31 protein-coding genes are annotated in these 25338 nt (G+C 58.0%); 9 read left to right on the top strand and 22 right to left on the bottom strand.

The features are described 5' to 3' along the window. Window positions 1–43: 43 nt before the first annotated feature. Complete coding sequence (locus tag Q1A32_RS10400; protein ID WP_299652458.1) at window positions 44–409, bottom strand: VOC family protein; 366 nt, start codon at window positions 407–409, stop codon at window positions 44–46. A 185-nt stretch (window positions 410–594) separates the two neighbouring features. Between Q1A32_RS10400 and Q1A32_RS10395 the strand changes: the two genes are divergently transcribed. Next, window positions 595–1353, top strand: coding sequence for an electron transfer flavoprotein subunit beta/FixA family protein (locus Q1A32_RS10395; RefSeq protein WP_299652456.1), 759 nt, complete (start codon window positions 595–597; stop codon window positions 1351–1353). After that, window positions 1353–2279: an electron transfer flavoprotein subunit alpha/FixB family protein gene (locus Q1A32_RS10390; RefSeq protein ID WP_299612764.1), complete on the top strand. Its 927-nt coding sequence runs from the start codon at window positions 1353–1355 to the stop codon at window positions 2277–2279. The genes Q1A32_RS10395 and Q1A32_RS10390 overlap by 1 nt, the downstream gene beginning before the upstream one ends. Before the next feature lie 58 nt (window positions 2280–2337). Here Q1A32_RS10390 and Q1A32_RS10385 read toward each other — a convergent pair whose 3' ends face one another. Next, entirely contained in the window at window positions 2338–3150 is an 813-nt protein-coding gene (locus tag Q1A32_RS10385) for a DUF6473 family protein (RefSeq protein ID WP_299652454.1), read from the bottom strand. A 151-nt stretch (window positions 3151–3301) separates the two neighbouring features. Here Q1A32_RS10385 and Q1A32_RS10380 point away from each other — a divergent pair, with 151 nt between their 5' ends. Further along, window positions 3302–4177 (top strand): 3-hydroxybutyryl-CoA dehydrogenase, encoded by an 876-nt coding sequence (locus Q1A32_RS10380; protein WP_299652452.1) that lies wholly within the window; start codon window positions 3302–3304, stop codon window positions 4175–4177. A 53-nt stretch (window positions 4178–4230) separates the two neighbouring features. Here Q1A32_RS10380 and Q1A32_RS10375 read toward each other — a convergent pair whose 3' ends face one another. From Q1A32_RS10375 to Q1A32_RS10345, 7 genes are all read right to left on the bottom strand, one after another. Continuing rightward, complete coding sequence (locus Q1A32_RS10375) at window positions 4231–5094, bottom strand: lysophospholipid acyltransferase family protein (RefSeq protein WP_299612771.1); 864 nt, start codon at window positions 5092–5094, stop codon at window positions 4231–4233. Between the two features lie 68 nt (window positions 5095–5162). Further along, entirely contained in the window at window positions 5163–5432 is a 270-nt protein-coding gene (locus Q1A32_RS10370) for an HPr family phosphocarrier protein (RefSeq protein WP_299612773.1), read from the bottom strand. A 2-nt stretch (window positions 5433–5434) separates the two neighbouring features. After that, window positions 5435–5830, bottom strand: coding sequence for a PTS sugar transporter subunit IIA (locus Q1A32_RS10365; protein ID WP_299612775.1), 396 nt, complete (start codon window positions 5828–5830; stop codon window positions 5435–5437). Then, on the bottom strand, window positions 5827–6720 hold the full coding sequence (rapZ, locus tag Q1A32_RS10360) for an RNase adapter RapZ (protein ID WP_299652450.1): 894 nt from the start codon (window positions 6718–6720) through the stop codon (window positions 5827–5829). Before rapZ ends, Q1A32_RS10365 begins: the two co-directional genes overlap by 4 nt. Then, on the bottom strand, window positions 6717–7136 hold the full coding sequence (locus Q1A32_RS10355; protein WP_299652448.1) for an HPr kinase/phosphorylase: 420 nt from the start codon (window positions 7134–7136) through the stop codon (window positions 6717–6719). Before Q1A32_RS10355 ends, rapZ begins: the two co-directional genes overlap by 4 nt. A gap of 11 nt (window positions 7137–7147) precedes the next feature. Continuing rightward, the gene (locus Q1A32_RS10350; protein WP_299652446.1) at window positions 7148–8848 is read right to left on the bottom strand and encodes a sensor histidine kinase; all 1701 of its coding nucleotides are present in this window, start codon (window positions 8846–8848) and stop codon (window positions 7148–7150) included. 45 nt (window positions 8849–8893) lie between these two features. Beyond that, window positions 8894–9595, bottom strand: coding sequence for a response regulator transcription factor (locus Q1A32_RS10345; RefSeq protein WP_299612786.1), 702 nt, complete (start codon window positions 9593–9595; stop codon window positions 8894–8896). 347 nt (window positions 9596–9942) lie between these two features. Here Q1A32_RS10345 and Q1A32_RS10340 point away from each other — a divergent pair, with 347 nt between their 5' ends. Beyond that, window positions 9943–11541 (top strand): phosphoenolpyruvate carboxykinase, encoded by a 1599-nt coding sequence (locus Q1A32_RS10340; RefSeq protein ID WP_299652445.1) that lies wholly within the window; start codon window positions 9943–9945, stop codon window positions 11539–11541. 15 nt (window positions 11542–11556) lie between these two features. Here the strand turns inward: Q1A32_RS10340 and Q1A32_RS10335 are convergent, their stop codons facing one another. Then, window positions 11557–12273: a hypothetical protein gene (locus Q1A32_RS10335; protein ID WP_299652443.1), complete on the bottom strand. Its 717-nt coding sequence runs from the start codon at window positions 12271–12273 to the stop codon at window positions 11557–11559. Between the two features lie 89 nt (window positions 12274–12362). Next, on the bottom strand, window positions 12363–13286 hold the full coding sequence (locus Q1A32_RS10330; RefSeq protein ID WP_299652441.1) for a LysR family transcriptional regulator: 924 nt from the start codon (window positions 13284–13286) through the stop codon (window positions 12363–12365). 155 nt (window positions 13287–13441) lie between these two features. Between Q1A32_RS10330 and Q1A32_RS10325 the strand changes: the two genes are divergently transcribed. From Q1A32_RS10325 to Q1A32_RS10305, 5 genes are all read left to right on the top strand, one after another. Continuing rightward, window positions 13442–13801, top strand: a complete 360-nt coding sequence (locus Q1A32_RS10325) for a helix-turn-helix domain-containing protein (protein ID WP_299652439.1) — start codon at window positions 13442–13444, stop codon at window positions 13799–13801. A 418-nt stretch (window positions 13802–14219) separates the two neighbouring features. Then, a complete protein-coding gene (locus Q1A32_RS10320; protein ID WP_299652437.1) occupies window positions 14220–15908 on the top strand; it encodes an acyl-CoA dehydrogenase family protein in 1689 nt (562 codons plus the stop codon). 90 nt (window positions 15909–15998) lie between these two features. Then, window positions 15999–16589: a LysE family translocator gene (locus Q1A32_RS10315; protein ID WP_299652436.1), complete on the top strand. Its 591-nt coding sequence runs from the start codon at window positions 15999–16001 to the stop codon at window positions 16587–16589. A gap of 130 nt (window positions 16590–16719) precedes the next feature. After that, entirely contained in the window at window positions 16720–17244 is a 525-nt protein-coding gene (locus Q1A32_RS10310) for a TetR/AcrR family transcriptional regulator (protein ID WP_299612804.1), read from the top strand. Next, a complete protein-coding gene (locus Q1A32_RS10305) occupies window positions 17241–17633 on the top strand; it encodes an META domain-containing protein (protein WP_299652434.1) in 393 nt (130 codons plus the stop codon). The genes Q1A32_RS10310 and Q1A32_RS10305 overlap by 4 nt, the downstream gene beginning before the upstream one ends. On the opposite strand, the gene recO is transcribed toward Q1A32_RS10305, so the two are convergent. The 11 genes from recO to Q1A32_RS10250 all read right to left on the bottom strand — a co-directional run bounded on the left by recO (window position 17617) and on the right by Q1A32_RS10250 (window position 25334). Continuing rightward, window positions 17617–18342, bottom strand: a complete 726-nt coding sequence (recO, locus tag Q1A32_RS10300; protein WP_299652432.1) for a DNA repair protein RecO — start codon at window positions 18340–18342, stop codon at window positions 17617–17619. The two genes, Q1A32_RS10305 and recO, sit on opposite strands and share 17 nt — an antisense overlap. A gap of 1 nt (window position 18343) precedes the next feature. After that, entirely contained in the window at window positions 18344–18676 is a 333-nt protein-coding gene (locus Q1A32_RS10295) for a DUF1491 family protein (RefSeq protein ID WP_299652430.1), read from the bottom strand. A 57-nt stretch (window positions 18677–18733) separates the two neighbouring features. Then, entirely contained in the window at window positions 18734–19642 is a 909-nt protein-coding gene (gene era / locus Q1A32_RS10290) for a GTPase Era (RefSeq protein WP_299652428.1), read from the bottom strand. Then, entirely contained in the window at window positions 19639–20325 is a 687-nt protein-coding gene (gene rnc, locus Q1A32_RS10285; protein WP_299652426.1) for a ribonuclease III, read from the bottom strand. The genes era and rnc overlap by 4 nt, the downstream gene beginning before the upstream one ends. Beyond that, window positions 20322–21146, bottom strand: coding sequence for a signal peptidase I (gene lepB, locus Q1A32_RS10280; RefSeq protein WP_299652424.1), 825 nt, complete (start codon window positions 21144–21146; stop codon window positions 20322–20324). Before lepB ends, rnc begins: the two co-directional genes overlap by 4 nt. A 56-nt stretch (window positions 21147–21202) precedes the next feature. Next, the gene (acpS, locus tag Q1A32_RS10275; RefSeq protein WP_299652422.1) at window positions 21203–21619 is read right to left on the bottom strand and encodes a holo-ACP synthase; all 417 of its coding nucleotides are present in this window, start codon (window positions 21617–21619) and stop codon (window positions 21203–21205) included. Window positions 21620–21626: 7 nt separating this feature from the next. Continuing rightward, complete coding sequence (locus Q1A32_RS10270) at window positions 21627–23072, bottom strand: alpha/beta hydrolase (protein ID WP_299652420.1); 1446 nt, start codon at window positions 23070–23072, stop codon at window positions 21627–21629. Window positions 23073–23079: 7 nt separating this feature from the next. Continuing rightward, window positions 23080–23391 (bottom strand): Dabb family protein, encoded by a 312-nt coding sequence (locus tag Q1A32_RS10265; protein WP_299652418.1) that lies wholly within the window; start codon window positions 23389–23391, stop codon window positions 23080–23082. Beyond that, on the bottom strand, window positions 23388–23834 hold the full coding sequence (locus Q1A32_RS10260) for an ABZJ_00895 family protein (protein WP_299652416.1): 447 nt from the start codon (window positions 23832–23834) through the stop codon (window positions 23388–23390). The genes Q1A32_RS10265 and Q1A32_RS10260 overlap by 4 nt, the downstream gene beginning before the upstream one ends. Then, entirely contained in the window at window positions 23831–24586 is a 756-nt protein-coding gene (locus tag Q1A32_RS10255) for a pyridoxine 5'-phosphate synthase (RefSeq protein WP_299652414.1), read from the bottom strand. Before Q1A32_RS10255 ends, Q1A32_RS10260 begins: the two co-directional genes overlap by 4 nt. 91 nt (window positions 24587–24677) lie before the next feature. Then, a complete protein-coding gene (locus Q1A32_RS10250) occupies window positions 24678–25334 on the bottom strand; it encodes a DUF2062 domain-containing protein (RefSeq protein WP_299612832.1) in 657 nt (218 codons plus the stop codon). Window positions 25335–25338 lie beyond the last annotated feature (4 nt).

Genomic DNA, 25338 nt, shown 5'->3' with positions numbered 1-25338 from the left:
CCCGGAAGGGAGGAGCGCCGGGCCGTCGCCTCAACCCGACATCCTAATCCGTCGCAGGTTCCCACAACTCAATCGGTGTCCCTTCGGGATCGGTGAGGTGCGCGAACCTGCCGATCCCGGGCATGTCCCCCACCATCTTTACAGCCACGTCGGCATCTTCAAGCTGTACGATCATGGCGTCCAGACGCGCGACCCGGAAGTTCAGCATGAACCCCTTTTCCGCGGCGAAATAATCGGTGTCATCGGCAAAGGGCGCAAAGACTGTCGGACCGCCATCCGCCATCCATGGTGCCTGTCCCTCTGAACTGGGGACAAGGTCGATACCCAGCATGTCGCGATACCAGGCAGCCAAAGCCGATGGGTCCTTTGACCGGAAGAAAAAGCCGCCAAATCCTTGAACACGTTCCATGACTGTCCCCCTTTCCGACAATGTACCAAAGTTTCCGTTGGGCCGCATCTCACTGAAAACGCGGCGTTCAATCGTAGTGACGTGACGATTTTGTCCTGTTTCCGTAACTGTGACTTGGGTAAACCACACTGGACCGACTATCTCGGCTATCAAGCTGAGTCGTTATTTTGAGGAGAGGAACGCTCATGAAGGTGCTTGTGCCTGTCAAACGCGTGATCGACTACAACGTGAAGGTGCGCGTGAAAGCGGACGGATCGGGTGTGGATCTCGCCAATGTGAAAATGTCGATGAACCCGTTTGACGAGATTGCCGTCGAACAGGCCATCCGCCTGAAAGAAGCGGGTCAGGCCGAGGAAATCGTCGCCGTCTCCGTCGGCGTGAAGCAGGCGCAGGAAACGCTGCGGACCGCCTTGGCCATGGGTGCCGACCGCGCGATCCTCGTGATTGCCGCCGACGACGTGCATACCGATATCGAGCCGCTGACCGTTGCCAAGATCCTTGCGAAAGTAGTCGAGGAAGAGCAGCCCGGTCTGGTTCTGTGTGGCAAGCAGGCCATCGACAACGACATGAACGCCACTGGCCAGATGCTGTCGGCCCTCATGGGCTGGAGCCAGGCCACGTTTGCCTCCGAAGTCGAGATCGAAGGCGACAAGGCCAAGGTCACACGCGAAGTTGACGGTGGTCTGCAGACCATTTCGGTCACCATGCCGACCGTCATTTCGGTCGACCTGCGCCTGAACGAGCCGCGCTATGCGTCGCTGCCAAACATCATGAAGGCCAAGAAAAAGCCGCTCGATGAAAAGACAGCTGCCGATTACGGCATCGATCCTGCACCGCGTCTTGAGATCGTGAGCACGGCGGAACCCGAAGCGCGTGCTGCTGGTATCAAGGTAGGCTCTGTCGAAGAGCTTGTGGCGAAACTCAAAGAAGCGGGGGCTGTGTAATGGCTGTTCTTCTTCTCGCAGAGATCAATGACGGTGAACTGGCGATGGACGCCACGGCCAAAGCCGTGACCGCCGCGCAGGCACTGGGCGACGTAACCGTGCTGGCAACAGGCGCAACCTGCGCCGATGCCGCGGCGACCGCTGCCACCATCGACGGTGTCGCAAAAGTGCTGTGCGCCGAAGACGCGCTGTACGGCAAGCGTCTGGCCGAGCCTGTCGCTGACCTGATCGTGTCGCTGGCTGGCGACTACGAGCACATCGTGGCCCCGGCCACCACCGACGCCAAGAACATCATGCCCCGCGTGGCTGCCCTGCTTGACGCGATGGTGATTTCGGATGCGACGGCTGTGGTTGATGCCAACACGTTCGAACGGCCCATCTATGCGGGCAACGCGATCCAGACCGTGAAATCGGGTGACGGTAAGAAGGTCATAACCTTCCGGACGTCGACCTTTGACGCGGCTGGCACGGGTGGTTCGGCTTCGGTCGAAAACATCGGGGCTGCGGCTGATCCGGCCCTGTCATCGTGGGTCGAGGACAAGGTGGCGGCAAGCGACCGCCCCGAACTGACATCGGCAGGCGTGGTTGTGTCCGGCGGTCGTGGTGTGGGGTCGGAAGACGACTTTGCCCTGATCGAAAAACTGGCTGACAAGCTGGGGGCTGCCGTTGGCGCATCGCGTGCTGCGGTCGACTCGGGCTATGCACCTAATGACTGGCAGGTGGGTCAGACCGGTAAGGTTGTTGCCCCTGACCTTTATGTGGCTGTCGGCATTTCCGGTGCGATCCAGCACTTGGCGGGCATGAAAGACTCGAAAGTCATCGTGGCCATCAACAAGGATGAAGAAGCGCCGATCTTCCAGGTGGCAGATTATGGTCTGGTTGCCGACCTGTTCGACGCCGTGCCCGAGATGATCGAAAAGCTCTAACCAGCTTTTTCTTTTAAAATCCAAAAGCCCGCCGTTTCGGAACGGCGGACTTTTTTTGTCAGTTCAGGACTGAAACCAGCGCTTGCGCAATTTCGCGATGCGCGACAGGTCCCAACATGGTTTTCGCCGCGGGTGCGTCCATTTCGCCAAAGACCATACCCTCAGTCCCGGCTTTGACTGCATCTTCGGACATCACAGCCTCAACATACTCCGTGGCGAGTTCGGACACCTTGTTGACCATGTCCCGCGACACCAGTCCCAAGTCCGAATCAAGGTCATTTGCGGCCTCTTCCGGAGCATGGCACCCTGCCCACAAGAGCACCGTGCGACCGGGTATCTGACTGAGTACAAGCCGCATTCTGGCCACCCATGCCATCTGCAATTCTTCAACAACCGTCTGGAAGCGTTCTGGCGACACAAGGTGCAAGCGGCTCAGCATATGATTGGTGAAATTGAATTCGGCAAAATCCACTTCGCGGTATATTGCGCGCAGCAACGACGACGCTTCGACAAAGCGATCATTGCGCCGTGGATGCACACGGTAAAACCGGTTGGACATGTTGCGGGGGCTGGTGATCTGGATCACCGTCGTCTGCGCCATCCCAGACACTTCCCGCAAATAGGGATCGGTCGCAAAAACATCGACGCCCCCATTGAGCGATCCGAAGTTGACGCAGGTTGTTCCCAGCGATTGTTCGACCAAATCCGGGAACGGCGTGCGCACGAATTTTCCGTACGTGGCCGATCCACCGAAGAACGCGACAAATGGTGCGTCCAAGGACCGGCGTGGCCCACGAAACAGGACCTTGGAATTGCCGTATCTACACGGCAAGTAATCGAGCCCTCCCGGACCCAGCGATTCAATACTCATGAGACCCACTCTCATTAATTTACCCGTGCCCACATTGGCAGTCTCAGGTTGACGAACCCCTAACAAACAAGGGCTTCATTAAGGCATTTCGCGCCCTTGCCCCCGGTAGGTGCCTGACCCTATGGTGCTGCGACGCGATATGAGGGCGAACATGGACATCCAGACAGTCGGAATCGTTGGTGCCGGACAAATGGGCAACGGCATCGCCCACGTCATGTCGCTTGCGGGCTATGACGTGATGCTTAACGACATCTCGGGAGACGCGCTGGCCGCAGCGATGGCAACGATTGATCGCAATCTTGAACGGCAGGTCAGCCGTGAAAAGATCAGCGCCGAGGAAAAGTCAGACGCGGTCGGTCGCATCAAGACGACGCAGAAGCTGACCGACCTTGGGCAGACCGATCTGGTGATTGAAGCCGCAACAGAGCGCGAAACGGTCAAACAGGCCATTTTTGAAGATCTGTTGCCGCATCTGCAGCCGCACACGATTCTGACGTCGAACACATCGTCCATTTCCATCACACGTCTGGCAAGCCGTACGGATCGGCCCGAAAAGTTCATGGGCTTCCACTTTATGAATCCCGTTCCGGTGATGCAGTTGGTCGAATTGATCCGGGGCATCGCAACTGACGCCGAAACATTCGACGCCTGTGCCGCAGTGGTCGAAAAACTGGGCAAGACGGCAGCGACGGCGGAAGACTTCCCCGCCTTCATCGTCAATCGCATCCTGATGCCGATGATCAACGAAGCGGTCTATACGCTCTACGAAGGGGTCGGATCGGTCAAATCCATCGACTCGTCCATGAAGTTGGGCGCGAACCACCCGATGGGTCCATTGGAACTGGCGGATTTCATCGGATTGGACACGTGCCTTGCCATTATGAATGTGCTGCATGACGGCTTGGCGGACACGAAGTACCGCCCTTGCCCATTGCTTACCAAATACGTGGAAGCCGGATGGTTGGGTCGGAAGTCACAACGCGGTTTCTATGACTATCGCGGCGACACGCCTGTGCCGACGCGGTAACTGCCTTTTGCGTGAAAATGGGACTGAAACCTGAGCGGGCGTTCAGCGTCAGATCAGCCCTTGAGTGCCATCGTGTGGTCGCGCAACCACGCCATGAAACCGCGTGGATCGTCTTTGAAGCCCGAGACAATCTCGGGATCAAGCGGATCTCCGACAATCGGGCCCTGCGGTTTGTTGCAGGACCGAACAATCTCGTGCAGCAGCAACCCCTGACGCAGCATCGGCGACACTTTGTCGGCGATATGGTACGCCCGGCTGTTCTCGCCCGGGAACCGCATTGGGACGACAGTGGCCCCTGAACGGCGGATCAGTTGGGCCGTAAATACGTTCCATTCGGCTTCCACCGCGGGACCCCACCACGTCTCCGACGTGGCAACCACACCCGACGGGAACAGGGCAACCACACCCCCCTCCTTCAAATGCGCCATTGCCTTGGACCGCATTTCGACCCCCTTGCGCTGTGCGTCCGGGTCGTGCGGGAATGGCACCGGGATCATATAGCTGCCCGCGACCTCATCGATTGCAGTCAGCAGTGATCGGGTCAGAATGCGATAATCCGGGCGCACACGGCCAATCAGATCCGCAAAGATCATCCCGTCCACCATCCCATGAGGATGGTTCGCCACGACGATGACGGGCCCCTTCTTGGGCAAGCGGTCCAATTGTTCCTGCGGAGTGGTGAGGTCGATGCCCATCACGTCCAGACAGGCCCGCCAAAATGCCTGACCCGAAGGTGCGCCCTGTTTCTCAAATTTGCGAATGAGGCGCAGGATTGTCAGTTTGCCGGTAAACGCCTCCATCACACGAATGAAGCTGGCCTTCCAAGGATCTTCGAACGTGGACGCATAGGACAAGCTACGCCGATCATACTTGTTGAAGTTGACCAGCTCAGGTTCCGGTTTGGCAACCTTCGTCATGTTGTGTGTGCTATCGACCAATCGATCGTCACCTTCTATCGACGTGCGAACCCGTTGCGGTTCCCGGTTCAGACTTCTTCCCCGAACTTGCCGGCCACGAGCGAGCTCAACGCGTCCGCCAATGGCTCAGCGTCTGGGCCCGAAGTTTCAATGTCAATAAAACTTCCCTTTGACGCTGCCAACATCAAAAGCCCCATAATACTGTCGCCTGATGCAGACATACCATCCTGACTGACCATCGCACGGGCGTCAAATGCCTCGACCACTTCGACCAGCTTGGCCGACGCACGCGCGTGCAAGCCTTTGATGTTCACGATTTCCAATTTGCGTTGGGTCATAGTCAGGTGTCTGCGCCTATGTTCTGGCTATCGATGTATTTTTTGCCTGCGCTCAAAGCCGCCTGCACGGCGTCCGAGACGTCCATGGTTCGGCTTTTGGCCAGCTTGATGAGCATGGGCAGGTTCGCGCCGTACAGGATGCGGCGGTTTTGAGGCTTGCAGGCCAAAAGGCTGAGATTGGACGGCGATCCGCCAAACAAGTCAGTGACAACGATGACGCCGTCGCCTGTGTCAACGTCGTCTGCGGCGACGCAGATTTCGGTTTCCTTGGCCTTTCGGTCGTGGTCTGCCTCGATTGCGATGGCCCTGATCCCGGCCTGCGCGCCAACCACATGTTCGATAGCCCGCAAGTATTCACTCGCGAGTCCGCCATGTGCGACAATCACAATCCCGATCAAGCTGATGCCTCTTCGCGTTTACGGCGATCCAATTCCCGATGCCGAATAGACACCTGCCAGCCAGCCTCTGCAAGGGCTGCAGCCAAGGTTTCCGCCATGGCAACTGACCGATGTTGGCCACCAGTACACCCAAATGCAACCGAGAGGTGAGATTTCCCTTCGTCCAACACAGCAGGCAACTGCCAGAGCAGCAAGTCACGCAACCGCATTTCAAATTCCGCCGCGCGCTCATCTGACCAGATGTGTGCCTTTACGTCCGGGTCCAGCCCGGACTTTTTCCGCAGGCTCGGCTCCCAATATGGGTTTTTCAGAAAGCGACAATCAAACACCATGTCGACTGACCGGGGCAGTCCGCGTTTGTAGCTGAAGCTTTGCACCGACACCGCCAGTTGGCTCTGTACGCCTGGCGAGAACCAATGTTCGACCTCGGCGCGCAGCTGGTGCACATTCAGGCTGGATGTATCAAGAAGGACGTCAGCGCGTTCGCGCACGGGCTCCAGAAGCTCTTTCTCTCGCAAGATCCCCGCTTCGACCCTGTCAGCCTCCGCCAGAGGATGGCGCCGGCGGGTTTCCGAAAAACGGTTGAGCAACACGTCGGTCTGACAATCGAGGTACAGGAGCTCAGGTACGAGCCCCGGCACGCCAGCAATCTGGCCAAGCGCATCTGTAATGGCAGCGGCCGAAAAATCGCGGTTGCGCGGATCAATCCCAAGGGCAATCGGCTTGTCCGGTGTCGGGTCGTCCAGCAAGGCGCGGATCAGGCGCATTGGCATGTTGTCGATGGCCTCATAACCCAGATCCTCAAGCACACGGATGGCGCTTGAGCGCCCGGCCCCCGAAGGGCCGGTTACAAGTACAAGGCGGCGTGCAGCAGACATGGTGGCAATCATTCCGGGCTTCTTCGTCCGCCCTTTAGATATTGTAAGACCGCGAAGGGCCAAACAGAATTGTCCACTTTGTGAAGGCACGGAAATGTTTTGCCGAGGATCGTGTGGCTGTGTGCGTCGGGCAATCGCTTTGTTTCTATTGAATCCAAGTCGATGATCAGGTGCAATGGTGCGCAGGTCACGTCGGCCTTCAGTAATCCGACACCACGGGCTTCGATCAATCCGGCGATGCCGCTCGGCGCGCGCATATGAACGCGTTCATTCAGAAGTTCTACCTCGGTTTGATCATCAGAGATGAGCGTTGCGCCCAATTGCATGAGGTGCAGGGCCAGAGTGGATTTTCCCCTACCTGACGCACCGAGGATCAGGACACCGCGCCCCTCATACGCGACAGCGCTCGCGTGCAGGCGCGCTGACATCGGCATCTGGATTAGACCGGAAGGCCAACAACAAATCGGGCACCCAATGGTTCAGACGCAATGTCCGCATCGGTTGGACGAATATTCTCTGCCCAAATCACGCCGCCATGCGCTTCGATAATCTGCTTGGAGATTGCGAGACCCAGACCGGAATTATTCCCAAAATGCTCGTCAGGCCGCTGCGAATAGAAGCGTTTGAAGATTTTCGTCAATGCCTGATCCGGGATTCCCGGGCCGGTGTCTTCGACCACCACAAGTACACGATTTTCCCGTTTGCGGGCCCATACGCGGATGGCGTCGCCGTCCTCACAGAACGAGATTGCGTTGGTGATCAAGTTTACGAACACCTGCGCCAGCCGGGCTTCGAGCCCCTGAACCTCAATCGGGTGAGCAGGCAGATCTGTGATGAATTCGATGCCTTTGCCGCGTGCATCCTCACCCAGATACTGGCCAAGATTGCCCAGCATTTGCAGCAGGTTGAACGGCTCTTCCTCTTCCTTGACCAATTCGCTGTCCAGGCGCGACGCATTGGAGATATCGCTGACCAGTCGGTCCAGGCGACGCACGTCGTGGTCAATGACGTCAAGCAGCTTCTCGCGTTGGTCATCACGCTTGACCATCCGCAGCGTGCCGACGGCGGACCGCAGGGACGCAAGCGGGTTCTTGATCTCGTGTGCCACATCGGCCGCAAATTGTTCGTTGCCGTCGATACGGTTGTAGAGGGCGGCAATCATACCTCGCAATGCGCCGGACAGTCGCCCAATCTCGTCCGGGCGCGCGGTCAGATCCGGAATACGGATCCGCCCCGGGTTCACTTTGCGGGCGTTCTTGTCGCGCCCTAACTCAGCAGCTGCGGCCAGATCCGCGAGCGGATTGGCGATCGTCGATGCCAGGACCAGGCTAAGGCCGATAGAAACCAATGTGGCGATCACGAACATCTGCAAGACGCGTTCCCGCTCGCCCCGCACCAGTGCGTCAATCTCACCGGAGGCGCTGGTCAGTGCTATGACACCAACCGCCGACCCATCATGCTGCACTGGGGTAACCACGCTGAACATGGTGCCGCCCGCGATGCTCAGATTCTCACTGATCTGCGTGTCGCCCGTCAGACTGCGTGCCACGAGCGGGCGCAACTGATTTTCGATAGTGACGGGTTCGGCCGGTTCGGTCTTGGAAAACGGTCGCGAGATTTGCTGCCAAAGCCACCCCAGCCCATCTGTGAGGACGGCGACGTTCTCAGTCTCTGTGATTTGCGAGTTCAGTGGCGGAAGTGTGCCCTCGCTTTGCGCGACCAAAACTTCGGCGGAATCAAACACGTAGACCTCGTGCCCGACCCGCAGATCGAGCGCCGCAAGCGTGTCAGGAACATTCGCTCCGTCGCCTGTGGCCAAGCTGACAGGAGCACCCACCGGCAATTGAGCTTCAAGGACATCCGCAACCAGTTCAGCTTGTGCAACCAAGGCTGAGATGCGCTGGACTGCAAGGCTCTCTCGTGTCGAATTCAGGTACAGAATACCTGCGACCAGCACGTTCAACGCAATAAGGTTGAACGTGATGATCTTGCGGGCTAGCGGTGAGGCCCGCAAAGACATCAATCCGCGGCGCGCGCGGCCATCGCGAAGCTCTGTCGCAGCGGAAGTTTCCGGTGCGACCCAGTCTTCCCCCAATACAACGTCACCGTCGCGGGAAGGAGGGATGCTCGTGTCTCGCACTACTGTCCTCTCGGCCTGCGCCTGTTCTGGGCGCAAGCGCATTTATTATTCTTCGTTGTAACGATACCCGATGCCATACAGCGTCTCAATCGCCGAGAACTCATCGTCCGCCGTGCGCATCTTCTTGCGCAAGCGCTTGATGTGGCTGTCGATCGTGCGGTCATCCACATAGACTTGGTCGTCGTAGGCCACGTCCATCAACTGATCGCGCGATTTCACGAAGCCGGGGCGCTGTGCCAGTGCCTGAAGCAGCAGGAATTCGGTCACGGTCAGTGACACGTCCTTGCCTTTCCAGCTGACGGCATGGCGAAGCGGATCCATGCGCAGATCGCCCCGATCCATCACCTTCGTTTCTTCGGTGTCACCCACGATGTCACCTGCAACGGCATCTTGCCGACGTAGCAACGCGCGAATGCGTTCCACCAGCAAACGCTGCGAAAACGGCTTCTTGACGTAGTCATCCGCCCCCATGCGGAGGCCAAGCACTTCGTCAATTTCATCGTCTTTCGACGTCAGGAAGATGACCGGCATGGTTGTTTTCTGGCGCAAGCGCTGCAGCAGATCCATCCCATCCATGCGAGGCATCTTGATGTCCAACACAGCCATATCGGGCAGACGCTTGTTAAAGGCGTCCAGTGCTGCCTGACCATCGTTATATGTTTCGACCTCGAACCCTTCAGCTTCGAGCGTCATGGACACTGACGTCAGGATGTTCCTGTCGTCGTCCACCAATGCAATCTTTGACATTGCCTGTTTCCTTATACTGCTCGTACTTATTGTTTTTTCGGGCATTGTTTCGGTTTTGACCTTTCGAATCAATCCATAAGTGCGAATCAGGTGGTGAAATCGGGTTCAGACTGACCAGAAAGTGGTTAGGAATGGCTAAATTGCCTCACTTTCCCGCTTGGGCGCGTTTCGAGGACTCACTGTTTGCGCAACCGGGCGCCATGGTGGCGCTAACCTTGGCCGCGCCCCTATTCACGTTGTGAATCCGCGTGTTAAGACGCCGGAACAGGTCGGCACGATGCCGTTTCTGGGCCTTTTGGCCATCCTCTGACCCAATAGAGCCGCCGCGCGGCATCAGGAGAGTTCACATGACATTTGGACGGGTAAACCCGGAGTTCCGCCTCGAAGATCAAGGGATCAAAGGGCTGGGCGATGTCTACTACAACCTGATCGAACCCGCCCTGATCGAATATGCGCTTGAGCGGAAAGAGGGCACGCTTGGCAAAGGTGGTACGTTCCTAGTGACCACAGGCAAGTTCACCGGACGGTCGCCCAAGGACAAACACGTGGTCAAGACCGACAGCGTGGCCGACAGCATCTGGTGGGAAAACAACGCCGCCATGTCTCCCGAAGGGTTCGACGCACTGTACACGGACATGCTGGAGCATATGAAGGGGCGCGAATACTTCGTGCAGGACCTCACCGGTGGTGCAGATCCCAGTTACTCCATAAATGTGCGCATGGTGACGGAACTGGCTTGGCACGGTCTGTTCATCCGCCACATGCTGCGTCGTCCGGATGCTGAAGACCTGCAAGACTTCATAGCAGATTTCACAGTCATCAACTGCCCCTCGTTCAAGGCTGATCCGGCAAAGCACAACTGCCGGTCCGAAACGGTCATCGCGATGAACTTTGACCGCAAGTTGATCCTGATCGGCGGCACCGAATACGCAGGTGAAAACAAGAAGTCTGTGTTCACGCTACTGAACTACCTGTTGCCGGACCGTGGCGTGATGCCGATGCACTGTTCAGCCAACCACGCGCAAGGCAACCCTGTGGACACTGCCATCTTCTTTGGCCTTTCGGGCACAGGCAAGACAACCCTGTCCGCTGACCCGCAACGTGTCCTGATTGGTGACGATGAACATGGCTGGTCCGACCGCGGCACCTTCAACTTTGAGGGTGGGTGCTATGCCAAGACCATCAACCTCAGTGAAGAGGCGGAGCCTGAGATCTACGCCACAACCGAGAAATTTGGCACCGTCATTGAAAACATGGTCTTTGACCCCGACACGAAGGACCTGGATTTCGAGGATGACAGCCTGACCGCCAACATGCGGTGCGCTTACCCGCTTCACTACATCTCGAATGCTTCAGCCTCGGCTTTGGGAGGGCACCCAAAGAATATCATCATGTTGACCTGTGATGCTTTCGGGGTGCTGCCGCCGATCGCGCGGCTGACACCGGCACAGGCAATGTATCACTTCCTGTCCGGCTTCACGTCCAAAGTGGCAGGCACTGAACGTGGCGTGACAGAACCGGAACCGACGTTCTCGACCTGTTTCGGTGCGCCGTTCATGCCGCGCCGTCCAGAGACGTATGGAAAGCTGTTGCAAGAAAAGATCGCCAAGCATGGTGCAACCTGCTGGCTTGTGAACACGGGCTGGACAGGCGGCGCATACGGCACCGGCAGTCGCATGCCGATCCGCGCCACTCGCGCGCTCTTGACAGCAGCTTTGGACGGCACACTCGGCAAGGGCGAGTTTCGCAAGGATCAGAACTTCGGCTTTGATGTTCCAGTATCCGTTCCGGGTGTTGCGGACATTCTGCTGGATCCACGACGCACGTGGGACGACGCCTCAGCTTACGACACTCAGGCGGAAAAGCTGGTCGAAATGTTCTCAAACAATTTCGAACAGTATCTGCCCTACATTGATGACGACGTGAAAGCCGCCGCCATCAGCTGATACGGAACCGGGGCCTCAAGCGGCCTCGGGCACCACATCGGACAGTGGAATATCCAGCAGATACTCCAGATCTTCCCGACTGTTATAGGCAAGGAACGTGTCGATGGGCGCATCGCGGCCGTCGACAATCCATTTCAGCACGCTCGGCTCAAGGTGCAGGTAACCGATTCGCGCTCCGAAGCCCTTGTAGGCAACAACATTCAGAATGAAGCCGTAAATCCAGTCCGGATCCCAGCGCTGCATCATTTCCAGCATGCCGGTGCGCCCCAGAACGGGGGCCAAGCCAACGCCGCGGTATTTCCCACGCTCGGGCGCGACCCAGAACTCACCATGATAGGCCGCCATTCCATTGATCCGGTGCGTCCCCGGCGTCGCCCGAAAGCGCGAGCGGGCGAGGTCAACGCCTTTCAATGGAGGCGGAAAGGCTCGGAATTGCCGCAGCAGGTAGCTGCTGAGAGGGCGCCCTGATAGACGGACCCGTTTTGCGGCTTGCGTATGGATCAGTTCGCCATCTTCGTTCCGGCCGGTCAGCCAGAAAGCGTTGGACTTGTTGAGGCCATGAAGTTGAGGATCGAAGGGGGCGCCAAGTTTCTGCATCGGCCGTTCTTCAGCGACGATCTCCCGGTACTCGTCGAAGTCAGTGCCAATCGTCAAAGTGATCCCTTGAGAGATCAAAATATCGCGGCTCGTTGCGATGAACGGAGCCGCGTTTCCGGGGAATTGAATGGTCATAAATATCTCTCCTTTGACGTACTTACGCCAAAGTTAGGACAATTTATGTAAAAATACCCGAAAAACTCGCCAAATGAGTGTAGATCGGATTAGGGGGGCTGATTTGCTACTATTTCGAACCTCGCATCTGCCGGGTCAAAGTCGGGTTTGGTGATCTCTGTCATCGCCGCGCGCTGTGTCTCGTCCAGTGCTGCGATCTTTATGTTGATGGTCGGGACAACCAAGGTCAGCACCGCAGGCGACCGATCCGGAAAAAATCCAGCCATCATAAGACGTTGGTAGGCCATGGTGGCCTGTTTTGCATCATGTCGTTCGGGCATGCGCGTGTAGACATGGTCGAGCCGCGCCATCTGCGTCGTCTGAATATCCAGAAAGGATTGGTCCAGCATGCGGCCGAATTCTTCGCCCGCAGGAAGGCGAGCAATCGGCCGCCCGATGCTGGAGCGTGCATAATCCTGTCCAAACCATTTCACGTAAGCCGAGCGGGTACCGAACTCGACGCAGATCCAGCCCGAATCAGAATTGCGATACACCATCAGAAACGGGCGCACGTGCGCGAGGTTTGGACTCTCGATTTCGCCCGATGACATCATCCACGCACGATAGGTCTCGCGCAGCAAAATCGACTCGCCGTCCCAGATGTCACCCATGGGTTGCTGTTGCTGGTAAAAGGCCCAATCGCCTTCCCGCGCTTGCAGGTATTGTAACGCGCTGCGCACACCGGTTTGACCTCGTGACCATGCACGCGCATGCATCAACAACTCGCGCGCCTCAGGCAAGGCAGCCTCGCCTGCTTCCGTCAGTTCGTAGCGGCGGTCCTTGGTCCGAAACAACTCTTCACCACGCAGCGCCTCCAACTGAGAGATGTGGCGCCGGACAGTCTGGCGCGTGCTGTTCAATTCGGTCACCGCGTGCGACAGGTTCAACGTCTGCGCAAGCGTCGTGAACGAGCGGATCATTTCAAACAGCAGCGGCTGGTTCATTTCAGTCAGGTTGGGCGTTGGTGCGTTCACATTCGAACCCAATGTATGATCAACAATACATCTACGTTAAACAAATCATACATTAATGCAACATTTACGTGTGGTTTGGGGTGTGAATCTACTCAATTGAACCAATGCGTGTGCTGGGCGATCACTTTTGTCAGAACAACCGGAGGTAATTAGTCATGTCGCATCCTGTCGACGTACATGTTGGTAAGCGTCTCAAACAAATCCGCACTCTGCGTCGGATGTCACAAACAGACGTGGCAAAACGTCTGAACCTGTCTTTTCAGCAAATCCAAAAATACGAGATCGGCTCGAACCGAATCGCTGCCAGTCGACTTTTTGAGTTGTCCCGCATTCTGGATGTTCCAACGTCCTACTTTTTCGAAGGTATTGCAGACGCTGAACCGCTGACGCGCAGCGACCGTGGCCTGGATATCGTGAATGCATTGGCCGCTATCGAAGACGAAAAGATCAAGTCGCGCATTGTGACATTCATTGAAGATGTATCCGGGCTTACTGTCGCGCGTCGCGCATCCTGAATTTTAAGAAGGAGCCGGCCTGGAACTTACGAAGGCCGGACCAGGGGCTAAGGGGTCCCAACGGATTTACTAAAGTCTTTTTATAACCAGTGCCATTTTACCTAAACCGCGCCTTCTACAGGCGCGGTTTTCTTATTTTGGCCTGCGCGTCCGGGCGATTCTCATGGACCGAGGATATAGGCTACAACGAACCGAATCGATTGGCTCGCACGCACTGGGATGTCCGCCTGCCCTTCACGTCACGCGTTCCGGTGGTACATAAAATGCAGTTGCCCACAGTTCTGCGACAGATCAATGCCGCGCTGCAAAATAATGCCACGCAATAAACGTACAAATAGCCGCAGCAAAATGAATATTTGTTGCGCTGCACTTGCAAACTAGATAACCCGTGACGGAGCCGAAAATGAGGAGCCACGCCATGGCACATGATGGACAGGATATGGGAACCGCTACGTCGGTTTTGTTGAACGATCTGCTGGCATTGACCCGTGCGGCCATTGGCCCGGTTGAGGCGATTACCGACCTCGCACGCACCCGTTTACGCGATCAGCTGAGCATTGATGGTCGCGTGTCCGGTGCGCTGGTCGAACAGCATCAAACGGCGGCCCATGGTCTCGCGTGGCTTGCCACCTATACCGAATCGCTGCGGCAGATGCAGAAATGGGCCGAAGCGCTCGAAGCCGATTCGAAGTTCGGAGAGGTCGAAGCGCTGATTCATCAGATCGCCTTTGGTGAATACCTCTGGCAGATCTACGGCGGCATACAGATGAATCAGGGCGAGGTGCTGCGCCTGCAAGACCTGGGCCTGAGCCAGGACGATATGCGCGGCATGATGGACAGCGCCGTCATGACCCTCACCCGATCTGGCAACACGCAAGCTGCACGGGTGCGCCTTGGGGAACTGATGCAGGAACGCAGCGCCGAGATTACTGTGGGCGCTTCCGGGCTTGATGAAGAACTGGAGATGATCCGCGAACAGTTCCGCCGCTACGCCGTGGAAAAGGTCGAACCCTTTGCTCATGACTGGCATCTCAATGACGAGCTGATTCCGATCGAAGTGATCGAAGAACTGGCTGAAATGGGTGTTTTCGGCCTGACGATCCCCGAAGAATACGGCGGCTTCGGCCTTTCGAAGGCATCGATGTGCGTCGTGTCCGAAGAACTCAGCCGCGGCTATATTGGTGTCGGCTCTCTCGGCACGCGCTCTGAAATCGCCGCCGAGTTGATCATTGCGGGTGGCACGGACGAACAGAAAGCCAAATGGCTGCCACAGTTGGCCAGTGCTGAAACGTTGCCCACCGCAGTTTTCACCGAACCCAACACCGGGTCCGACCTCGGCTCGCTGCGTGCACGCGCGGTCAAGGACGAGCATGGTGATTATAAAGTCACTGGCAACAAGACATGGATTACACATGCCGCCCGCACCCATGTGATGACACTGCTGGCGCGCACAGACCCTGACACGACCGATTACAAAGGCTTGTCCATGTTCTTGGCTGAAAAAACACCCGGCACGGACGAAATTCCTTTCCCGACCGACGGCATGACCGGCGGCGAAATCGAAGTGTTGGGGTATCGGGGTATGAAGGAATACGAACTGGCCTTCGACAATTTTCACGTCAAAGGGGAAAACCTGCTGGGTGGCGAAGAGGGCAAAGGCTTCAAACAGCTGATGGAGACCTTTGAATCCGCCCGTATCCAGACCGCGGCCCGTGCCATTGGGGTGGCGCAGTCGGCGCTCGACATCTCGATGCAATACGCGCAGGACCGCAAGCAGTTCGGCAAATCCCTGATCAACTTCCCCCGCGTCGCCAATAAACTCGCAATGATGGCGGTCGAGATCATGGTGGCGCGCCAACTCACCTATTTTTCGGCTTTCGAAAAGGACGAAGGCCGGCGCTGCGATGTCGAAGCGGGCATGGCGAAACTGCTGGGCGCGCGCGTGGCGTGGGCCGCTGCTGACAACGGCCTGCAAATCCACGGCGGCAACGGTTTTGCACTCGAATACAAGATCAGCCGGGTGCTTTGCGACGCGCGCATTCTGAACATCTTTGAGGGCGCTGCCGAAATCCAGGCTCAGGTGATTGCACGCCGCTTGCTTGGTTAAAAGCACTTGTAAAAGAATAGGTAAGGTCGGGCCCATGACTGCGCCCGGCCTTGTCATTGACGCACAACGAAAATCGGCCATGGTGGCGCAATGCTGACCTTTGCCGCCGCTGTCTTTTTCCTGATCATCACTCCCGGTCCCGGCGTCTTTTCCGCAGCGGGAGTTGGCGCTGCCTTCGGTATGAAATCTGGCCTGCGATACGTGCTTGGCCTGTTCATTGGAAACAACCTGGTCATCTTGGCCGTCGTTACCGGGCTTGCGGCCATAGTGCTGGCAAATCCAACTGTGCGCACAGTTCTTTTCGTACTGTCGACCTGCTACCTGCTCTATCTGGCTCTGCGTATCGCATTTGCGGGATCAAAGTTGGCTTTCGTACCCGCCAAGTCCGAACCGGGCGTCATAAACGGCATCCTGCTGCAACCCATCAATCCAAAGGCCTACGCCGTAAACACGGCCCTCTTCTCCGGCTTCGCACTCATGCCTGATGCGCTGGTGGCCGAAATGATCTGGAAGCTCGTGATCGTGAATGCAATCTGGGTCCCGATACATATCGTCTGGGTCTGGTTTGGCGTGCGTCTGAAACAGCTTGAACTGGCAGCACATCGGCAACGCCGGATCAATCAGGCCATGGCTTTGTCCATGTTGCTGGTTGTGGGATTGGCTGTATGGGCGGAATTCTGACTGCAGAAAGGTCGAAATCTTGCTTGCATGTTAGGCAAATTTCACCCGGCCATGTGCGGCAAAACGCTCATACCGCAAGTTGTAGCGGCTTTCGCTTGCACCGCAGCATACCCGGACGTATCGCAAGGTCATGGCCAAAGCACCTCTATCCCCCGCCGCCTGGATCGACGCCGGTCTGCAACAGCTCACCGCCCAGGGCCCGCTGGCCCTGAGGGCCGAACCCTTGTCCCGTCATCTCAAGACGTCCAAGGGCTCATTTTACTGGCATTTCAAGGACGTACCCGCATTCCAGAAAGCACTGCTTGCTGAATGGAAGGCGCGCGCGCTAGCCACATTGGCAGAAGACAGTGCTCAAGATGGAACAGCCACCGACAAGATGATCCGCTTCGGTCAGAGTGTGCAGGAAGACACCGCAGGTCCTGCCCTGCGGGCTTGGGCACAACAGGACAAGGCAGTGGCCAAGGCACTCAAGGACGTTGACGCCGCGCGACTTGTGCGACTAACCGAATTGATGTCCGACATTGATGTGACGAACGAAGAGTTTGCCAAGGCGGCCTACGGTTCGCTCGTCGGCCTGAAACAAATGCATTCTGATGATGGTGATGCACTTGTCGCCTTTGCGGCCCTCGTTGATTTGGTGATGGCTCTGAAATGATCCGCGCCGCCGCGCTTACGCTGATGGCGTCCATACCGGCCTGCCAGGCTGATGAAACTGTCGCGCGCTATGGCGCAGCGGACCGATTGTGGGAATTGCAGACGCTAAACGGCACCGCATTTTCTGCGACAGCGACTCTGGAGTTCGAAGCAGGTGGCCCGGTATCAGGGCAAGCACCCTGCAACCGGTTCACAACTACCAACACGGTGCCGTATCCTTGGTTTGAACTTACACCCATTGCGGCCACGCGCATGGCATGCTCGGACCTTGATGCGGAAACGGCTTATCTCAATGCGCTTGGCAAGATGACACAGTCCGAGGTGCGCGAGCGCAAATTGTTCCTGCGCAATGATGACGGTGACGAGATGGTATTCACAACGTCCGACTAAACGCATCGACAAACCGTGCCCGCGCTTCGGGCAAGGGTTTCGACCCCAAATCGGGCGCGAGGTGGTTGGTCAGGAAATAGCCCGTCGTTTCCAATCCTTGCAGGATCTCCGCATCAGGCGCGTTTCCCTGACGGCGCAACACAGCGGGTAACGGCAACAGACGATCGGCCCAAGTTCCTGCTGCATCACGAGAAACCGCACGGCCAGACTTTGGCGAGACGTAGATCAAGTCCTCCGAGGTTCCCGTCACAGCGCAGACGCTCAGATCAAGTCCAAACCCCATCTCCTCAAGCAGGGCCAGTTCCCATTGCAAATAGGCCAGAGGCCACAGATCGTCTTGGCCAAGCAAATCCAAGAGCGCTTCTGTACGGCGATACAATGGTCCATGCGCCTCACGCTCTGGCAGACAAAACACCAGAATCCCGGTCACCGCATTCAGACCAGCCAACGCCAAACGATTGCCCATTACCAACGCCGCGCGACTGCGTACCGGTTCCACGGCAAAGGTTCCGATGTGATCTTCGAGCCGCGCACGCCACGCAACATCCAGCTGCGCCCCCGGTTGCAGAATGGGTGCGATCTTGCGGCTGGTGCCACCCCGCACGACGCCTGCATGACGCCCCCTGTCTTCGGTAAAAACATCGATGATCGCACTGCTTTCCCCATGGCGGCGCACGCTCAGCAATATGCCCGTGCCGCGCCACTCCATCTCAGGTCAACCCCTCCTGATCCAGCAGATGGCGCCCGGCCCGATCCTCAACCTCGATCACCCAAAGGTCCGGATCAAACCCACGCTGCCGGGCAACAGCGTCGTCCACTTCCGGCTCAGGTCCTGACGCCAACTCGGCCCAGACCCGGGTGTCAGACATCAGATCAAACGACCGCTGATACAGCACTGCCTCCCCGTTCAGAGTATTCAGTTTGACCAGCACCGCCCCACCCGTGTCATCGCCATGCGCCACGACAAAACCGGGAATGTCCGCAAAACGCAGCCGCGCCAGATAGGCATCCACCCAGAACCGTGAGGTCAATCGAGGCGACACGCAAGCTCCTTCACTTTGCCAGGTAAACTCCCCCCGGAGGGCCGATCAGTAAACTGGTCAAGCATTGCCATCTTTGAAATTCAGACCCATCTGGTCATAGCGCTCGGCGTCCTCCTGCCATTTCTCGCGCACTTTCACCTGCAAAAACAGATGCACCTTGCGGCCCAGAAACTCGGTTAATTCCTCCCGTGACGCACGGCTTACGGCTTTGATCGTCTCGCCCTTGTGGCCCAAAACGATGCCCTTATGGCCGTCGCGGCTGACATAGATGATCTGGTCCACCTTGGCAGATCCATCCTTGCGCTCTTCCCAAGCCTCCGTCTCGACCGTCAACTGATAGGGAAGCTCCTGATGCAGGCGCAGCGTCAGTTTCTCACGCGTCATTTCGGCCGCAATCATGCGCATCGGCAAATCGGCAATCTGGTCTTCAGGATAAAGCCACGGGCTTTCGGGCACCTGCTCCGCCAACCATTTGCGGAGCGCATCAACGCCATGGCCTTTTTCGGCCGAGATCATAAAGGTATCAGCAAAGTCGAACCGCTCGTTCAGATCCTTCGTCAGTCCTAACAGAACAGGCGCTTCGACCCGGTCGATCTTGTTGATCGCGAGCGCCACGGTGCGCCCCTGCCCGATCTCTGTGATCCCCTCAAGAATACGCTCGACGCCCGGCGTCACCCCGCGATGCGCCTCAATCATCAGGACAACAACATCGGCATCCGCCGCCCCGCCCCAGGCCGCAGCCACCATGGCGCGGTCCAAGCGGCGGCGGGGTTGAAACAGGCCGGGCGTGTCCACAAACACGATCTGGCTGTCGCCCTCCATCGCCACGCCGCGAATACGCGCTCGGGTGGTCTGCACCTTGTGGGTCACGATGCTGACCTTGGCCCCCACCATGGTGTTCAGCAGGGTGGACTTGCCTGCGTTGGGCTCACCGATCAGTGCCACAAAGCCCGCGCGCGTGGTCATGATGACCCCTCCAATTCATTCAGCAGGGCCTGTGCCGCCGCCTGTTGTGCCTCGCGCTTGGACCCGGCGGTGGCAGTGGCCTCCGCCCCGGTCGACAAACGCGCAGCAATTGTAAATACGGGCTGATGGTCCGGGCCAGATCGGTCAGTTTCCACATATTGTGGCGGGGTCAAACCCCGCGCCTGCGCCCATTCTTGCAAGGCCGTCTTAGCATCCCGCGCATCCGCATCCACACGCGCCACCCGGTCACCCCACAGGCGCAGGATCAGCGCCTTGGCCGCGTCGAACCCCGCATCCAGATAAACGGCAGCGATCACAGCCTCGATCGCATCGCCCAAAAGCGCCAGCTTGCGGCGTCCACCGGACAACATCTCGGACCGACCAAGGCGTAGCACCGCACCCAGATCGACTTCACGGGCCACGTCGGCACAGGTTTCCTTGCGCACAAGCGCATTGAAACGTGGCGCCAAAGCACCCTCGGCCGCACCCGGATCTGCCTCCAACAGCGCTTGCGCCATCACAAGTCCAAGGACCCGATCGCCCAGAAATTCAAGTCGTTGGTTGTCTGACCGCGTGGCCGACGACATTGATGCATGGGTCACGGCCTCAACCAACAAGTCGGGCGAGGCAAAGCGGTGCCCGATCCGGCCTTCAAAGGCCGTCAACTCCGCTCCCAGCTTCACTCGATTCCCTTGAAGTAGCGATCACTGCGCCACGTCCAGAAAAACAGCATCGACCGTCCAGCAGATGAGAACATGATGCGATCCGCACGACCAATCAGGTTCTCAAAGGGCACATATCCGACACCACCCGCAACCTGCGCCAAGCGGCTGTCGGATGAGTTGTCGCGGTTGTCACCCATGAAAAAGAAATGCCCCTCAGGCACGCGGTAGTTCGGTGTATTGTCCGATTGCTGCGTGCCGACATTCAGAACCACATGCTCCTCACCATTGGGGAACGTCTCAATAAACCGAGACTTCGTGCAGTCGGCGCCTTGGCCCACGGCACCGCTCTCGCAGCGCGGCAGCAAGCCTTGCGGCCCCTGCCGGTCAAATACTTCGGAAAAGTTGCCCGCGGGCTCCTGCGGCACGGGGATGCCGTTCAGGATGATCTGACCATTTGTCACCTGCACCGTGTCGCCGGGCAGACCCACAACGCGCTTGATGAAATCGGCCCCCGACACCGGGTGACGGAACACCACCACATCGCCCCGCTCAGGCTCACCCGCCCAGATACGCGTGTTGTCACCGTCGATGAAGCCACAAAGCGCCTCGGCATTGAGCCCAATGGCCGGGATGGACGGGCACGAGGCATAGGAATAGCCGTAAGCCATCTTGTTCACGAACAGGAAATCCCCGATCAGCAGCGTCTCTTTCATGGACCCCGACGGGATCCAGAACGGCTGGAAAAACAGGGTCCGGAACACACCTGCAATCAGCAGCGCATAGACGACGGTTTTGATCGTTTCGATCACGCCGTTCTGGGACTTTTCCTTGGCGGCCATTGCGCGCTCCTTGAGGGGGTGGGGTCAGCGCTACATGCGGGCGCGGCCATTGGGTGTCAAGCCACCGGCCCTGATTGAATCAGGCGCGCTTCGATCACGACAAAGGCCTGCGCCCAAGGGTGGTCATCGGTCAGCGTGACATGGATAATCGCCTCGTGGCCGTCAGGCGTCATGTTGGCCAGCCGTTCCGCCGCCCAACCGGTCACATGCATGATGGGTTGGCCTGTCCTCAGGTTGGTCACCGCCATGTCTTTCCACGAAATCCCCATACGCAGACCAGTGCCCAAAGCTTTGGAGCACGCCTCCTTCGCGGCCCAGCGTTTGGCATAGGTGCCTGCCGTATCGGCGCGACGCTCCGCCTTGGTCTGCTCGATCTCGGTGAAGACGCGATTGCGGAACCGGTCGCCAAAGCGGTCCAAGGTACCCTGGATACGCTCGATATTCGCCAGATCGGTACCAACACCCAGGATCATTGCTGCCTCACGCGGAAAAGAGCGGAAAGGATACGCCCAACGCCCAAGCCAGAACAAGCCCCAGCGCAAGTCCTGCCGTCGAGGGGCCAGTGGCGCGGGCCACAGCACGGCCCATCAGCCCAAAGGTCAGGAAGAACAGGATAATGACGGGCGCAATCATGATGAGGAAAAACAGCCCTTCAAAATCCAGTGCCACTGCAATACCCAGTGATACCAGCAGCGCCACGCGTAAGGCCAACCGCTGCCACAATGGCGCGCCAAAGGCGGCGCGCGCATCGGCCAGCATGAAAGGCAGCGCCCCAAGGATAAGAGCTGCAATGATCGGCAACCGCTGCGGCGTCGGCCAGAAATTCGCGCCATAGCGATCCAGCGCCAGCCCGAAGACACCTATCCCCCACAGAACAAGGACGGCGGCGCCAAGCGCAGATGGCTTTGGCAATCGACGACCCAAAGTGCGCAACACCCCTAATTGGAGCACCCCGTAAAGCGCCAGATGCAATGCAAGATAGTCAGCCACCAGAACGGGAAGGATTCGCGAATCGACAGGGGCTGCGATCAATGGGGCCAACAGTGCCGGAACAATGGCGACCGCCAAAAATTGACGAGCGGACAAGGGTTGCACGGTCGCCGGTTGCGTTGGCAACAGACGGGTCAGCGTCACCGCCAAAGCTGTGATGGAGGCCAAAAGCCCAAGAAGCGCCCATCCGGTCGGCGGCACAGGCGCGCTTTGCTCACGCGCGTAAGACCTGTTGAGCCAGCCCAAAGCTTCGGCCCGCCCGACACGCGACTGCAGGATCGCAACATGCTCGACAAGAGGCGCAAGCACGGCGCGGCGGGACACATCCGCGACAGTTACAGTCTGCCCTGCACCTGCAGCACCATCGACCATTTGCACGGCGTCTACGGCAAAATCGGTTAACCTTGGCTCCCACTCGCCGGTGATCAGCAACATATCGGTTGGGTGAGTTGCATCAATTGCGCGCGAAAACGCAGACAGCAGGACAATGGGTCCGACTCTTGGCTCGTCTTGCGCTACACGCACCAAAATATCCGTTGCCATCGAATGCCCCAGAAGCGCGATGGGTACATCAGCCGCAACTTGATCAAGAACACCACGCGTCTGCTCCACAAGACGCTGCGTCGTGCCATCAAGCGCATTCACGTCCCCACCCATCGGCATGGGATGCAGTCCGTGCCCTTCGAAATCAAAGGCGTGCACGGTGTACCCAGCCTGCGCCAAAACAAGGGAATAGCCCTGCATCATTTGTCGTGATCCAGCAAAGCCATGGGCAATTATGACAGGCGGACCATCCGTCCCGTCGGTGTAGATGGTGACAGGCGTTTCACCAATTTGCACATCTGTAATGGATAACCCCGTGCGGGCGCTTTCGAGCACGACCAACGCCCAAACGCCAATGATCATCGCAAGGGCGGTCGTGATCCAATGGCGCATGGAAAGGTTAAACCGCGTCGATATCGAAAACGGTAATGCCGTCTGCGCCACCTTGGCAAAGGGCTACCAGGCGTGCGCCCAAAGCTTGATGCTCCGGGTCCACGGCATAGGCGGCCAAGGCCGCCGCGTTCTCTGCGTCCAGCGTGAAACCGTAGGGGTAGTCCGGCGTCTTGCCTTCATAGTCACGGTTGGGACCGGCTCGAAAACCTGAACACCCGTCCAACCGGCGCACCAGATCCTCAAGATCCAACATGATCTTGTCCAATTTGGCGCTGTCAGCCTTGGGCTTCAATTTCAGGAAAACACAGTGGCGGATCATTTCGCGCTCCTCCCTTTTCCATGTGTCCGGGCGTTGACCTTGTGCTGGTTGCGGGCACCCAAGTGCAAGAACAACCGCGCCGTAAGAAAGGAAAGCAGAACAAAGCCGACGAATAGCCAGCCAATGTAAATATGCAGTGCCCAACGGGTCGTTGTTGGATCGTACCATAGAACACCGGCAGCCTGAACAAGCGAAATGGGAACCCCAATGCACGTCAGTGTCAGCGCCAAAGTCCACGCGCTTTTGCCTTGTGGACCGATACCGTCGGCTCGGGTCAACCAGACCCCAAGCTGCATGGTCGCGAGCATCATGGGCATGGTCGCGACACTGGCATTCAACAGATCGAAACCCGCAAATTCATACAGTGCATAGGCCGCAATCGTGCCCCCAAACGCAAACGCTGCGTAGAGAGCGGCAAATCGCCAATAAAGGACAGAGGTCATTGCGCGCGCGCCTCATCCATCAGCCGCCGCATTTCACGAATGGCGGGATCGAGGCCAAGAAAGATCGCCTCGCCGATCAGGAAGTGTCCGATGTTCAGCTCCATAACCTCGGGAAAGGCCGCGACGGGCGTCACCGTCTCATAAGTCAGACCGTGGCCGACATGGACCTCCAGCCCAAGGCCATGCGCGAAGGCGGACATCTCGCGCATGGCTTCCAGTTCCCGATCGCGATCTTCAAAACGGCCCTCGTGATAGGCATCGCAATAGGCACCTGAATGCAATTCGATGACTTGTGCACCAATGCGGTGCGCCGCTTCGATCTGGCGCTTGTCCGCAGCGATGAAAATCGACACACGACACCCCGCGTCGCGCAGGGGCGCTATGAAATGCGCCAGCCGGTTTTCTTCGCGGGCCACTTCGAGCCCGCCTTCGGTCGTGCGCTCTTCGCGCTTTTCAGGCACGATGCAGACCGCGTGAGGCTTGTGGCGCAAGGCGATGCCCTGCATCTCGTCCGTAGCCGCCATCTCGAAATTCAGAGGCACGGACAGCACATCCATCAACCCTTCGATGTCGGCATCCGAGATGTGACGGCGGTCTTCACGCAAATGCGCGGTGATGCCGTCAGCACCGGCGGCTTCGGCCATCTTGGCTGCGCGCAAGGGGTCCGGCGTGTCGCCGCCGCGTGCGTTGCGCACGGTGGCCACGTGGTCAATGTTCACACCAAGGCGAAGCTGTCCCAAAGGGGCTGTCATCGGCGTAGTCCTTCAATTGTCATCCACGACCAATCTAGTGCGCGGACAAGTCTCTGGAAATGCGGACAAAGCCGCATAATTGTACCAACAGTCAATCGATCTTCTGCTTGGCAGCTGCCTTCGCCGCAGCCTTGGCTTTCAACACTTCGAACTTGGCCTTGATCGCGCCCTTGCGGCGTTTCTGGTAGGCGCGGATGACAGGAACAGACAGGTAGTAGCAGACGGTCGCCGCCACAACACCGGGAATTATGCCGCCAATCATGTAGGGAAAGAAAATCTCGTCATAGAAGATTCCCAGATTGGTCCAGTCCCGTGGCTCGCCCAGCCATACATGCTTGAGGTTCAGCCAAAGATCGGCGCCGGCATCCACGAACTTTCCACCGAACGACCGCTCGGTCTCTTCCTTCATCTCAGCCCCCAAAAGCCAATGTCCGGTCTGAAGGGACACGACGCCGATAGGCACATAGGTCAAAGGATTGCCAAAAAAGGTCGCCATCAAGGACGCTATGATATTGCCGCGCATGGTGGTCGCGATAAAGGCAGCGATAAAGAAGTGAATTCCGTAAAATGGCGTGAAGGTGGTGAACACACCAGCCCAGATGCCGCGGGCAATCTTCTCGGGCGGGTCGGGCAAACGGCGGACCCTGTGTTTGACATACTGGAACGCACGGCCCCATCCTCCGCGCGGCCAGAGAAACTCCAGCATCGCGCGCAGAAACGGTTTGGGGTCACGGCGCTTGAACACCAAAGTC

This window comes from uncultured Tateyamaria sp., assembly GCF_947503415.1.
Lineage (GTDB): Bacteria > Pseudomonadota > Alphaproteobacteria > Rhodobacterales > Rhodobacteraceae > Tateyamaria.
This window is presented reverse-complemented; position numbering and strand designations above follow the sequence as displayed.